This window comes from Streptomyces sp. NPDC002232 (assembly GCF_042890295.1).
Taxonomy (GTDB): domain Bacteria; phylum Actinomycetota; class Actinomycetes; order Streptomycetales; family Streptomycetaceae; genus Streptomyces.
In genome coordinates this window covers 240557-253034 of the sequence record NZ_JBIARV010000006.1, presented here as the reverse complement: position 1 = coordinate 253034, position 12478 = coordinate 240557, and the positions used below count along the sequence as shown (strand labels likewise).

General features: G+C 73.5%; 12 protein-coding genes and 1 pseudogene. 8 read left to right on the top strand and 5 right to left on the bottom strand.

Annotated elements, in window-relative coordinates:
• Positions 1 to 68 precede the first annotated feature (68 nt).
• The 3 genes from ACFYXU_RS29385 to ACFYXU_RS29375 all read left to right on the top strand — a co-directional run bounded on the left by ACFYXU_RS29385 (position 69) and on the right by ACFYXU_RS29375 (position 3372).
• Positions 69 to 1382, top strand: a complete 1314-nt coding sequence (locus ACFYXU_RS29385; protein WP_376508214.1) for a sensor histidine kinase — start codon at positions 69 to 71, stop codon at positions 1380 to 1382.
• Entirely contained in the window at positions 1379 to 2041 is a 663-nt protein-coding gene (locus tag ACFYXU_RS29380; RefSeq protein ID WP_329854850.1) for a response regulator transcription factor, read from the top strand. The genes ACFYXU_RS29385 and ACFYXU_RS29380 overlap by 4 nt, the downstream gene beginning before the upstream one ends.
• A gap of 134 nt (positions 2042 to 2175) precedes the next feature.
• Positions 2176 to 3372, top strand: coding sequence for a cytochrome P450 (locus ACFYXU_RS29375; protein ID WP_384561513.1), 1197 nt, complete (start codon positions 2176 to 2178; stop codon positions 3370 to 3372).
• A 14-nt stretch (positions 3373 to 3386) separates the two neighbouring features.
• On the opposite strand, the gene ACFYXU_RS29370 is transcribed toward ACFYXU_RS29375, so the two are convergent.
• A complete protein-coding gene (locus ACFYXU_RS29370; RefSeq protein WP_389460780.1) occupies positions 3387 to 4289 on the bottom strand; it encodes an alpha/beta fold hydrolase in 903 nt (300 codons plus the stop codon).
• Positions 4290 to 4415: 126 nt separating this feature from the next.
• Between ACFYXU_RS29370 and ACFYXU_RS29365 the strand changes: the two genes are divergently transcribed.
• Positions 4416 to 4868 carry a MarR family transcriptional regulator gene (locus tag ACFYXU_RS29365; RefSeq protein ID WP_376508211.1) on the top strand — a complete coding sequence of 151 codons (453 nt, stop codon included), beginning with the start codon at positions 4416 to 4418 and terminating at the stop codon, positions 4866 to 4868.
• 78 nt (positions 4869 to 4946) lie between these two features.
• Here ACFYXU_RS29365 and ACFYXU_RS29360 read toward each other — a convergent pair.
• Together ACFYXU_RS29360 and ACFYXU_RS29355 are read right to left on the bottom strand one after the other, a co-directional pair.
• Positions 4947 to 5198, bottom strand: a pseudogene (locus tag ACFYXU_RS29360) (hypothetical protein); the annotation flags it as partial.
• A 90-nt stretch (positions 5199 to 5288) separates the two neighbouring features.
• A complete protein-coding gene (locus ACFYXU_RS29355; RefSeq protein ID WP_376508210.1) occupies positions 5289 to 6080 on the bottom strand; it encodes a diacylglycerol kinase in 792 nt (263 codons plus the stop codon).
• Between the two features lie 143 nt (positions 6081 to 6223).
• Between ACFYXU_RS29355 and ACFYXU_RS29350 the strand changes: the two genes are divergently transcribed.
• Positions 6224 to 7507, top strand: a complete 1284-nt coding sequence (locus ACFYXU_RS29350) for an adenylosuccinate synthase (RefSeq protein WP_329854842.1) — start codon at positions 6224 to 6226, stop codon at positions 7505 to 7507.
• An 88-nt stretch (positions 7508 to 7595) separates the two neighbouring features.
• On the opposite strand, the gene ACFYXU_RS29345 is transcribed toward ACFYXU_RS29350, so the two are convergent.
• On the bottom strand, positions 7596 to 8426 hold the full coding sequence (locus ACFYXU_RS29345) for an oxidoreductase (RefSeq protein ID WP_376508209.1): 831 nt from the start codon (positions 8424 to 8426) through the stop codon (positions 7596 to 7598).
• A gap of 97 nt (positions 8427 to 8523) precedes the next feature.
• Between ACFYXU_RS29345 and ACFYXU_RS29340 the strand changes: the two genes are divergently transcribed.
• From ACFYXU_RS29340 to ACFYXU_RS29330, 3 genes are all read left to right on the top strand, one after another.
• The gene (locus ACFYXU_RS29340) at positions 8524 to 9423 is read left to right on the top strand and encodes a LysR family transcriptional regulator (protein WP_389460778.1); all 900 of its coding nucleotides are present in this window, start codon (positions 8524 to 8526) and stop codon (positions 9421 to 9423) included.
• Between the two features lie 73 nt (positions 9424 to 9496).
• Entirely contained in the window at positions 9497 to 10171 is a 675-nt protein-coding gene (locus ACFYXU_RS29335) for a DUF6232 family protein (protein ID WP_389460776.1), read from the top strand.
• A complete protein-coding gene (locus ACFYXU_RS29330; RefSeq protein WP_376508206.1) occupies positions 10168 to 10482 on the top strand; it encodes a hypothetical protein in 315 nt (104 codons plus the stop codon). Before ACFYXU_RS29335 ends, ACFYXU_RS29330 begins: the two co-directional genes overlap by 4 nt.
• Before the next feature lie 11 nt (positions 10483 to 10493).
• On the opposite strand, the gene ACFYXU_RS29325 is transcribed toward ACFYXU_RS29330, so the two are convergent.
• The gene (locus tag ACFYXU_RS29325) at positions 10494 to 12470 is read right to left on the bottom strand and encodes a serine/threonine-protein kinase (protein ID WP_389460774.1); all 1977 of its coding nucleotides are present in this window, start codon (positions 12468 to 12470) and stop codon (positions 10494 to 10496) included.
• Positions 12471 to 12478: the final 8 nt, after the last annotated feature.

Here is a 12478-nt window from a genome sequence, read left to right as displayed (position 1 = left end):
GGGGGACCCGGAAGGATCCGCATCCAGCGGGACGACCGGGTCCCCCACCCCCCCGTACCGTTTTCGGTGTGACTCAGACACAGACCACCGAGACGAGCCGCAGCCCCGAGTTCCGCCTGGCGCAGGACGCCCTCGGTGGACTGCGCGCGGACCTCTTCCACGACGCCTTCGCCTTCCGGCCGCTGTCCCGCATGGACGTGAACACCGGCCCGACGCGCTTCCTGCCGCAGCGCATACGGATCTACGCGGGACTGTTCCCGCACGCGGTCGTCGCCTTCTGCGCCGTGATCGTCTTCGCCCTGGGGTACGAACGCATCTACTACTCCTTCGGTCTGCTGGCGCTCGTGACCACCGCCGTCCCGGCCGCGGTCGTCCTGCTCACGCTGGTCCGCCCGGTGCTCGCCTTCTGGGCCTCGCTCGCGTCGGCCCCCTTCGTCGGGTACATCTCCGGCTACGAGATCGGCTGGCCCTGGGCGGCGAACTCGCTCGCCGCCCACCTGGTGGTCCTCGCCGTCGTCGCCGCCCGCACCCGGCCCCGCACCGCCGCCTGGATGTGGCTGGTGACCGCCGGCTACTGCCTCTTCTCCGAGGTGTTCCTCGGCGTCGGGCGCGGCTCCGACTCCGTCCCGCTGCTGTTCGTCGCGGCTCTGGTCCTCCTCACCGTCACCGTCTTCCAGGTCCGCCGCCAGGCCGATCGCGCGGTCTCCGCCGAGCAGACCGTCACCGCCCAGGAGCGGTCCAGGCGGACCCTCCTGGAGGAGCGGACGACCATCGCGCGGGAACTGCACGACGTCGTCGCCCACCACATGTCCGTCGTCGCCATCCAGGCCGAGGCCGCGCCGTACCGGGTGGAGAACCCGCCGCCGGAGCTGGAGCAGGCCTTCCTCACGATCCGCGAGAACGCCGTCGCCGCGCTGACCGAGCTGCGCCGGATCCTCGGGGTCGTACGGGCCGAGGACTACGAGGCCCCCGACGCCCCGCAGCCCACCCTCGGCGACCTGGACGCGCTCGTCGCCAACGTCCGCGAGGCCGGGCTCGACGTGGAGAAGACGGTGACCGGCGCGGTGCGCGAGCTGCCGCAGGGCGTGGAGCTCTCCGCCTACCGGATCGTCCAGGAGGCCCTGTCGAACGTGCTCCGGCACGCACCCGGAGCGGCGGCGAAGGTCGAGGTCAGCTATGTCCTGGGCGGCCTGGGACTGCGCATCGCCAACGGTCCGGCGCGCGGGCTCGTGAAGCCCTCCCCGGGGGCCGGGCACGGCATCACCGGCATGCGGGAACGTGTGACGATGCTGGGCGGGGAGATGACGGCCGAGGCGACCGAGGACGGTGGCTACGAGGTGGCGGCCTTCGTCCCCGTGAGCCGTGAGGAGGCCGAGCAGTGATCCGCGTACTGATCGTCGACGACCAGATGATGGTCCGTGAGGGCTTCTCGGTGCTGCTCGGCGCGATGCCGGACATCGAGGTCGTCGGCGAGGCGGTCAACGGCCGGGAGGCGATCGCGCAGGTCGCCGCCCTCCGCCCCGACGTGGTCCTCATGGACATCCGGATGCCCGAGCTGAACGGCATCGACGCCACCCGGGAGATCGTCGCCGCCGACGCGGACGCGAAGGTGCTGGTCCTGACGACCTTCGACCTCGACGAGTACGTGTACCAGGCGCTGCGCGCCGGAGCGTCCGGCTTCCTGCTCAAGGACGCCTCGGCCCGGCAGCTCGCGGAGGGCGTCCGGGTCGTCGCGGCCGGCGAGGCGCTGCTGGCGCCGACCGTCACCCGCCGGCTGATCACCGAGTTCGCGAAGGCGCCGGGTACGTCTCCGCGCCCGCCCGCGATGGCCCAGATCGGCGAGCTGACGGAGCGGGAGACGGAGGTCCTGGTCCTCATCGCCCAGGGCCTGTCGAACGCCGAGATCGCCGACCATCTCGTCGTCGCCGAGTCCACGATCAAGACGCACGTCAGCCGGATCCTGGTGAAGCTCGGCCTCCGCGACCGCACCCAGGCGGCCGTCTTCGCGTACGAGGCGGGCCTGGTCCGCGTCGGCGGCTGACCGGTCGGGGCGGGGCGCGTGCGTTCCGGGGGCGGGCCGCGACGGGTGTGTGTCGCGACGGGTGCGCGTCGGGGGCGGGCAGGAAGCGGTGTGCGGCGGGCGCCGGGGTGGGGTGGCGGGGGTAGCGTCCGGGCATGGACGCTGAGGACGCTGTGTACGACCCCTGGTCGGCGGAGTTCGTCGCCGATCCCTATCCCGCCTACGCCCGGCTGCGCGCCGCCGGCCGCGCCCACTGGCACGGCCCCACCCGCCAGTGGCTGATCCCGCACCACGAGGACGTGTCGGCGCTGCTGCGGGACCGGCGCCTGGGCCGGACGTACACCCATCGCTTCACGCACGAGGAGTTCGGGCGCACGCCTCCGGACGCCGCCCACGAACCGTTCCACACGCTCAACGACCACGGGCTGCTCGATCTGGAGGCGCCCGACCACACCCGGATCCGGCGGCTCGTCTCCAAGGCCTTCACACCGAGGACCGTGGAGAACCTGGCCCCGACGGTGCGGCGGCTCGCCGCCGGTCTCGTCGGCGACCTGGTGGCGGCGGGCGGCGGCGATCTGCTGTCCGCCGTCGCCGAGCCCCTGCCCGTCGCGGTCATCGCCGAGATGCTGGGCGTCCCCGAGGAGGACGAGGAACGGCGGCTGCTGCGGCCCTGGTCGGCGGCGATCTGCGGGATGTTCGAGCTGAACCCCTCGGAGGAGACCGCCCGGCGGGCGGTCGAGGCCTCGGTCGCGTTCTCCGCGTACCTGCGGGAGCTGATCGCGCGACGGCGCAAGAGCCCGGGGGAGGACCTGATCTCCTCGCTGATCGCGGTGGAGGAGCTGACGGAGCAGGAGATGATCTCCACCTGCGTCCTGCTCCTCAACGCGGGCCACGAGGCCACCGTGAACACCACGGTCAACGGCTCGTGGACGCTCCTCCGGCAGGGCGTCCGTCCGGATCCCGAAAAGTTGTCCACAGCTGTGGAAGAACTCCTGCGCCACGACACCCCGCTCCAGATGTTCGAGCGCTGGGTCCTCGACGACATCCAGCTCGGCGACGTGACCATCCCGCGCGGATCCGAGGTCGCCCTGCTCTTCGGCTCGGCCAACCGCGACCCCGCCCGCTTCGGTCCCACCGCCGACGTCCTCGACCTCGAACGGGCCGACAACCCGCACGTCACCTTCGGCGCCGGCATCCACTACTGTCTCGGCGCCCCGCTCGCCCGCCTCGAACTGACCGCCGTCTTCGGCGAGCTGCTGCGGCAGGCCCCGGGCCTGCGGCTCGCGGCGGAACCGACGTGGAAGCCGGGCTACGTCATCCGGGGCTTCGAGGAGCTGCTCGTGGAGCTGTGACCCCGCCCCCCGGCTCAGCACGTCTCCGCCAGGACCTGGCGCAGACGCGCCGCGTAGGCCTCCGGGTGGCTGGTGTTGCCGTTGTGGCCGCCGGGGAACTCGGCCGGCTCATGGCCGACGAGCCCGGCGAGCGCGGTCGCGCAGGCGTGGTCGAAGACGGTGCGGGGCGTGGTGCGTCCGGCCGCCGGGACGATGTGCGTGCCGGTGCCCGCCAGCGCGGCGGGGTCGAGGGTGTCGTGGACGATCGCGCCGAAGTCGTGACGGATGAAGTGGTCGAAGTTGGCGATGCGCCGGGCGTTCATCGGCTGGGGCGTCAGGCCCGGCTCGGCGTCGGCGCGGGCGGGGTCTATGCCCAGGGTCCGGGCGATCTCCGGCAGCGCGGCGCCGAGACCCCCTCGGGCGTAGAGCTCCTGGAGTGCGGTGAGCTCCCGCTCGTGGCGGGCGCGCTCCGCCCCGGGCAGCAGGCGCGGGGCGACCGGCTCGTGGGCGACGAGCGTGCGGAGGAGGCCGGGGTGGCGCACCGCCGCGTGCAGCCCGATGACGGCCCCCAGGCTGCATCCGAGCATCAGGACGGGCGCGTCGGTGAGGGCGCCGAGGAGGCGGTGGACGTCGTCCGCGTGCTCGACCAGCGTCGCCCCCCGCTCCGGGTCGTCGAGCCGGCTGCGGGAGAGGCCGCGGCGGTCGTAGGTGATCACGCGGTAGGAGTCGGCGAGCCGGTCGACGAGGTCGGTGCTGCGGTCGGCGTCGCCCTCCCCGCTCTGCGAGATCAGAAGCGTCGATCCCGCGCCCCGGACCTGGTAGTGCAGGACCGCGCCGGGCACGTCGAGCGTGCCGGTGGTCGCGGTCGTGGTCGCCCTGGCGGTAGCGGTGGTCGTTGCGGTCGCGGTCCTGGCGGTCGCGGTGGCGGTCCCGGTCATGCTGCTCCCCCTCGGTGCGCGGCGGGCCTCGCGTCCGCCGTCTTCCTCGACAATATTCTATCCAATTCGATACATCAATCCTGATGCATCAAGATGGATGAATCGAAATGGATGTATGTTGACGGGGTGAATGGAGCCGAACTGTTCCTGCTGGGCCGTGTCCTGATGAAGATCGGCGAGGAGTCGCTGCCCGAGCCCCCCGGCGGCGAGGGCCGCTACGCCGGCAGCGCACGGCTGGTGCTGATCGTCGCCGGCGACATCGCGGCGCACCCCGACAGCGCCGTCGGCGAGATCGCCGCCCGGACCGGCCTGCCGCAGAGCCAGGTGTCCACCGCCGTGGCCCGCCTGAAGGAGGCCGGATCGGTGCGGGCCGTGCCGGACCCCGCCGACCGCCGCCGCGTCCTCGTCCGCCCGGCCGCCGAGGTCTCGGACCGTGTGGCCGAGGTCAGGGCCACCCGGATCGAGGGCGCCCTCGCCGCGGCGCTGGGGTCCGACGACCCGCACCGCCTGCGCGAGGTCACCGACGCGCTGGAGGTGCTGGCCCGCACGCTCATGCCGGAGTCCCCGGCCAGGTCCTGACCGCGGAGGACGGCCTCAGGGCGTGCCGGGCGTCCCGGGGCGGACGGGAGTGCGACGGCACGCCTCAGCCCGTCGTCGCAGCACCGCGAGCCCCGCGAGCGCCCAGACGGCCGGCAGCTGCACGAGCGCGGCGCCCATCACGGGGCCGGGCTCGTGCCCGTACGAGAGGGCGGCGAGCGCCCGGACGGCCGCCAGCTGCAGGCCGAGTCCGGCCAGGGCCAGGATCAGCACGGAGCCGCCGAAGGCGATCGCCAGGTGCCCGGCGGCCCGGCGGAGCCGGCCGAGGGCGCCCGCGAGGAGCGGTTCGGCCCGTACCGTCAGGCTGCGTCCTCGGGAGGGTCAGGCCCCCACGCCCGACCGCCCGTACCGTCAGGCTGCGTCCTCGGGAGGGTCAGCCCCCACACCCGACCGCCCGCCCCGTCAAGCCGTGTCCCGAGGCAGCGTCAGCCCCCACGCCCCCGCCCGTACCGTCCACGTCCGGCGGCGTACCGGTCCCGTCAGCCGGCCGTCCGCGCGGTAGCGGAAGTCCGGGCCCGAGACCGTGATCGTCCGGGCGGTCGCGTGCCGGGCCGGAGCCGCGGCCGGGCGGACGGTGACCTCGGCCGAGCCGCCCACGGCCCGCACCGTCAGGCCCTCCACCGGCGCGTCGACGTCGGCGAGCAGCACCCCGTCCGCCTCCACCCTCAGCCGCGCGGCGGGCGCGGGCGCCGGGCGGACCAGGGTGCGGACGAGGGAACGGCAGGTGCCCCAGACGGTGGGCGCGGCGGGGACGGCGGCGGGGGTGCCGGGGACCCACAGGTCGCCGAGGACGACGCCGTCGCTGTCGTCGACGAGCAGGTCGAGGCGGCGCACCGCTCCGTGCAGGACCACCCGGGCCGCCGCCGGTGTGGAGTGCGGCACGCCGAGCGCGTGGGCCACTTCCAGGGCGTCCGGGGCGCCGATCGGGACGAGTGAGAGGGCCCCCTCGGCGAGCTCCCGCTCGCGGTGCAGCAGGGCCACCGTGCGGAGCAGCGCGCGGTCGTCGCCGAGCACCACGGGGCGCCGGGAGCCGCGCCGGGCCAGGGCCCGGGAGAATTCCTCCGGCCCGTCCGGCAGGCAGATCTTCGCCTCGGCGCCCGCGGACAGGACATCCTTCGCGATCCGTACGGACTCGCCGTCACTTCGGCGGGCGACCGGGTCGACGATGACCAGCAGCTGGTCGTGATCCGACACCTCGGTCCTTCCTCGGGTAGCATCTTTGTGCAAGAGCCCCTTGCGCTATTGCGCCAGGGGCTTCGTCTATTCCGGGGCACACCGGTGAGGCGGCGTATGCCCCCTGACCTTGGACATGCCCCACCCGGAAGGGGTGTACGCCTGTGCCCGCACTTGTGCTGCTCGGTGCTCAGTGGGGTGACGAGGGCAAGGGAAAGGCCACCGACCTGCTCGGTGGATCCGTGGACTACGTGGTGCGTTACCAGGGCGGCAACAATGCCGGCCACACGGTCGTCGTAGGCGACCAGAAGTACGCGCTCCACCTCCTCCCTTCCGGAATCCTCTCCCCGGGGTGCACCCCGGTGATCGGAAACGGTGTCGTCGTCGACCCGGCGGTCCTGCTCTCCGAGCTGAGCGGGCTGAACGACCGCGGCGTCGACACGTCGAAGCTCCTGATCAGCGGCAACGCCCACCTGATCACCCCGTACAACGTCACCCTCGACAAGGTGACGGAACGGTTCCTCGGCAAGCGCAAGATCGGCACCACGGGTCGGGGCATCGGTCCGACCTACGCCGACAAGATCAACCGCGTCGGCATCCGGGTCCAGGACCTGTACGACGAGTCGATCCTCGCGCAGAAGGTCGAGGCGGCGCTGGAGGGCAAGAACCAGCTCCTCGCCAAGCTGTACAACCGCCGCGCGATCGAGGCGGAGCAGATCGTCGAGGAGATGCTCCAGTACGCGGAGCAGATCAAGCCCTTCGTCGCGGACACCACGCTGATCCTGAACAAGGCGCTCGACGACGACAAGGTCGTGCTCTTCGAGGGCGGCCAGGGCACCCTGCTCGACGTCGACCACGGCACGTACCCCTTCGTCACCTCCTCGAACCCGACCGCGGGCGGCGCCTGCACGGGTGCGGGCGTGGGCCCGACGAAGATCTCCCGCGTGATCGGCATCCTGAAGGCGTACACGACCCGTGTCGGCGCCGGCCCGTTCCCGACGGAGCTCTTCGACGCGGACGGCGAGGCGCTGCGGCGCATCGGCGGCGAGCGCGGTGTGACCACCGGCCGTGACCGCCGCTGCGGCTGGTTCGACGCGGTCATCGCGCGCTACGCGACCCGGGTCAACGGCCTGACGGACTTCTTCCTCACCAAGCTCGACGTGCTCACGGGCTGGGAGCAGATCCCGGTCTGCGTCGCGTACGAGATCGACGGCAAGCGCGTCGAGGAGCTGCCCTACTCGCAGACCGACTTCCACCACGCGAAGCCGATCTACGAGATGCTGCCGGGCTGGTCCGAGGACATCACGAAGGCGAAGACCTTCGCGGACCTGCCGAAGAACGCGCAGGCGTACGTGAAGGCGCTGGAGGAGATGTCCGGCGCCCCGATCTCCGCGATCGGCGTCGGCCCCGGCCGCACCGAGACGATCGAGATCAACTCCTTCCTCTAGGAGCGCGTGACGAAGGGCCCGCACCCCGGCCGGACCGGGGTGCGGGCCCTTCGTCGTGCCTCACCCCCCCCAGGAGGGCGGGCGTGGCTCAGGCGTCGAGCTTCGTGTCGCGGCCGACCTTCTCCCAGGTCGTGAGGTCCGAGCGGACCTGGTCCAGGTGGCCCAGGATCGTGTCGATCGAGTCGTCGCCGAGGGCGAGGCGGAGCGGGGTCTCGTCGGCGTCCAGCGCGGCGATGACGGCCGCCGCGGCCTTCGCCGGGTCGCCGGCCTGCGTGCCGCCGCCGGTCTCGACGAAGCCGCGGGTGGCGCCGACGGTGTCGGCGTAGTCGGCGATGCCGTCGCCGCTGAGGCTGTGGTTGCCGAAGAGGCCGGTGCGGAAGGCGCCGGGCTCGACGATGAGGACCTTCACGCCGAGCGGTCCGACCTCGGCGGCGAGCGCCTCGGACAGGCCCTCCAGGGCGAACTTGGTCGCGCTGTAGGCCCCGAAGCCGGCCATCGACATCTGGCCGCCGACACTGCTGAGCTGCACGATCGCGCCGGAGCGGCGGGCCCGCATGTGGGGCAGGACGGCGCGGGTCAGGGCGGCGGGCCCGAAGACGTGCACGTCGAAGAGCGAGCGCAGCTCCGCGTCGGCGGTCTCCTCGACCGAGCCGACGTGGGTGCGGCCCGCGTTGTTGACGAGGACGTCGACGCGGCCGTGCCGCTCGACCAGGCCGGCGACGACCCGGTCGACCGCGGCCGTGTCGGTGACGTCGAGGGCGACCGGATCGACCTGGTCGGGGTGGGCGGCGACCAGGTCGTCCAGGGTCTCGGTGCGGCGGGCCGCGGCGACGACGACGTCGCCGGCGGCGATCGCGGCCTCGGCGAAGGCGCGCCCGAACCCGCTGTTGGCCCCGGTGATCAGCCAGACCTTGCTCATGTGCGTGTTCCCCCTGCTCGTATCGGTCTCTCCGTCCCGACAAGCTTGGGACGGCGGGCCGTTGCCTGTCCAAGATCCGCCGTGATAGCCAGAGGGCATGGATGTGCACGGGCGGGAGCTGCGGTACTTCCTCGCGGTCGCCGAGGAGCTCCACTTCACGCGGGCCGCCGCCCGGCTGTACGTCTCGCAGCCCGCGCTCAGCAAGCAGATCCGGGCGCTGGAGCGGCAGCTCGGGGCGGCGCTCTTCGACCGGGACCGGCGGGGCGTGGCCCTCACCCCCGTCGGTACGGCCCTGCTGCCGCACGCGCGGGCGGTGCTCGCCGCGTGGGAGGAGGGCAGGGGGGCGGTGGAGCGGGCCCGGACGGCCGCAGACCGGACCCTCGTCGTCGGGATGACCACCAGTCCGGGGCGCGGCGGGCTGCTGCCCGCGATCCGGTCCCGGTTCACCGAGGCGCACCCGGAGGCGCGGCTCAGGCTGCGTCAGGTGGGCTGGGAGGACCCGACGGCGGGGCTCGCGGACGGCACGAGCGACGTGGCGTTCGTGTGGCTGCCGATGATCGGTCCGGACCGCTTCCGCTGGGTCGTCGTCGCCGCCGAACCGCGCCTCGCCGCCCTTCCCGAGGCCCATCCGCTGGCCGCCCGCGCCACCCTTGCCATGGCGGACCTCCTCGACGAGCCGTTCCTCGCCCTGCCCGGCACCGGGCCCGAACTCCGCGACCACTGGCTGGCCGTGGAGGCCCGGGGCGGCCGCCCGCCGGTCGTCGGCGCCGAGATCGCCAGCGCGGACGAGGCGTACGAGGCCCTGGTCGGCGGCCTGGGGATCTGTCTGGTCGCCGCCGGGAACGCGCCGCTGCTGACCCGCGGCGGCGTCGTCACCCGCCCCGTCCGCGACGTCACCCCGAGCCGCTTCGCCGTCGCCTGGCGCGCCTCCGACGACCGCCCCCTGGTCCGGGACTACGCGCGCGCGGCGGCCGACGCCGTCCACAGAGAGACCTGAACTCCCCTTGTGGGAAAGGTGGTTCGGGTGCGTAATGAGGGGCACGTCGTAGCGGTTCCACTCGGGGGGATGCATGGGAACGAACGAAACGCCGCCGCCGAAGCCGACGAGACCGCCCGGGCCGCCGTCCCGGCCGCCGAGGCCGTGGAACGAGCCGGGGAGGTCCGCCGACGCCCCGGCCGCCCCGGTCGGGACGCCGATCCGGCACGGACTGGTCATCAGCAAGCGGCTGCTGTGGGTGCACGGCGGCGCCTATCCGCTGGAGAACATCGTCCGTGTCCACACCTTCGTGCTGCGGCCCCGGCGCGGGGAGGCCCTCGCCCACTTCCTGAAGCGGGGAGGAGTCACGCTCGTCGTCCTCCTGATCCTGGCCAACTTCACCGACTCGTCGTCGAGTTCGTGGGACTCGTCCGGATCCGACAGCGGTCTCGACGGGTTCCTCTCGATCGCCACGGTCTTCGTGGTGTTCCTGCTGATCTACTACTTCGCCGACATGGCCTCGGTGGTCTTCGCCGGCTCCCACGACGTCCTCGCCGTCGAGACGAACGGCCGGTCCACGGCCCTGGTGACGGGAAAGCGCAAGCATCTGGACGACCTCGTCCACGCGATCGCCGAGGCGATCGACAAGCCGGACGCGGAGCTGCACGCCCACGTGGCGGCGCTGGCGATCACGAACTACGGCAACTACCACTTCGGGGATTCGGTGAACATGTACGGCGGCAGCGGCAACACGGGGGTGGCGAAGTGAGCGGGGACCACTACTACGGCGACGTCGTGAACATGCACGGCGGCCAGGGCAATCAGGGCATCGTCCACCACCACGGCTCGCCCGACCTCGAACGGGCCCTGGCGGCGGTTCTCCAGCAGGTCGAGGAGCTGCGCGGCAGCCTTCCGGCCGGGGCGCTGGAGTCCGTGGACGGCGCGACGACCGACCTCGCGGTGCCGGACCGGCGGCGCGGCGCGCTCCAGGTCCTCCTGGCCGTCGCCGCCACCGTCGGCGGCATCGGCCAGCCCCTGCTGGAGTCCGTGCGGACCGCGCTCGAACTCCTCGCGCGGTAGCCCGGTGTCCGCTACGGCTTGTCCCGGACGAACTCGGCCGGCTCCCCCTCCGCCGACATCCCGTAGACCTGGAGCCGGTCCTTGCCCTGGTACGGGACGATGCGCAGGTTGCTGGAGCCGTTCTCGACGCAGTCCGGGTCCCAGCTGCCCGGGTCGCGGGTCTCGGGGCCGATGACGAGCAGGGAGCCCGCCGCGCCGACGAGGGCGGTGGTGGCGCAGTCGATGTCCTCGGCGAGCGCGTTGCCCTGGTCGTCCATGCGCGGGTACGACTGCTCGAACCGGACGAGCGGTGCGCCGACCGGGCCCTGGCTGACGGTCACCCGGTAGGACCAGCGGTCCGGGTCGGGCTGGTTCATCGTGTCCGGCGCCTGCTTCCAGGTGCCGACGTACGCGGCGGGCACGACGTCCGTGCCCGCCTTCACCCGGCGGAAGGTGCTCGTGGCGACGCCGGAGCCCCATTCGACGACATCGGCCGAGCGCAGCCGCAGGGTCTGGCGGGCGGCCGGCGTGCAGCGCCGGGCGGGCACGCTCGCGGTGATCTCCGCCTCGCCGAGGACGAGCTCGCCCTCGGTGGCGGAGACCAGGGTGGCCCGGCCCATGCAGAGCTGCTCGCCGGTGACGTGGGTGTAGACGGCGGCCCTGGCACCGGCGGGTCCCTGGGTGATCTCGATCCGGCTGGTCTCGTACGGGACGTTCGCCGAGCCCTTGAGGACACCCTCCCAGGCGCCGAGGAAGGCGGCCGGGACGATGCCGGAGGGGCCGGCGGAGGAGCCGTTCCTCCCGCCCCCGCCGGTGTCGCCGTCCTGGGGCCAGTAGGTGTACGCGGCTCCGGCCGCCGCCGCGACGACGAGGGCCGTGACGGCGGCGAGCAGGGCGGTACGCCCCCGGCGCCGGGGCGCGACGGGAGCGGCCCCGGGGCCCGTACCCGCGGTCCCGGAGGCACCTGCGGTCCCGGCAGCCCCTGCGGTCCCTGAAGCACCCCCCGTCCCCGTAGTCCCGGAAGCCCCCGCAGTCCCAGAGTCACCCGTAGCCCTGGAAGCCCCCGCGGTCCCGTTAGTCCCCGCCCCGCCCCGGCCACCCTCCCCCGGGTCCGGGCTGCCCTCCGCCTCCAGGAGCCGGGCCGCGTGCCGTCCGAGCCGGGCCAGGACGTCCGCCGGGAGCCAGGGATCGGCGACCGGGAGCGTCTCGACGATCTCGGCCGCCGTGGGCCGGGCCTCCGGGTCCTTCGCGAGGCAGGCCCGGATGAGCCCGGAGAGCTCGGGCGGGAGGTCCGTCAGGTCGGGCTCGTCGTGGGCGATGCGGTACAGGGTGGCGTGGACGCCGCTGTCCGCCGTGCCGAAGGGCGCGCGGCCGGTCGCCGCGTACACGAGCACGGACCCGAGGCAGAAGACGTCGGAGGCGGGCGAGACCGGGTCGCCCCGGACCTGCTCGGGCGACATGAAGCCGGGGGAGCCGACGACGGCCCCGGTGGTGGTCAGGTTGCCGCCCTCGGCGACGTGGTCGACGGCGCGGGCGATGCCGAAGTCGATGATCCGGGGCCCGTCGACGGTCAGCAGCACGTTGGACGGCTTGAGGTCGCGGTGGACGAGCCCGGCGGCGTGGATGTGGTCGAGGGCGCGGGCGAGTCCCGAGGCCAGGGTCCGTACGGTCGCGGGCGGCAACGGCCCGAACTCGTCGCCGACCACGGTCCGCAGCGAGGGGCCAGGGACGTACCCGATGGCGACCCACGGCGAGCCGGCGGTGGTGTCGGAGCCGAGGACGGGCGCGGTGCCGGTGCCGCCGACCCGCTCCAGCGCGGCGACCTCGCGGGCGAACCGGCGCCGGAACTCGTCCTGCGCGGCCAGCTCCGCGTGCACGACCTTGACCGCGACGGTCCGCCCGCCGGCCGAGCGCGCCAGGAAGACCCGGCCCATCCCGCCGACCCCGAGGCGGCCGATCAGACGGAACGGGCCGACGCTGACCGGATCTTCCGCGTTCAATGACTCCACGTCGCCAG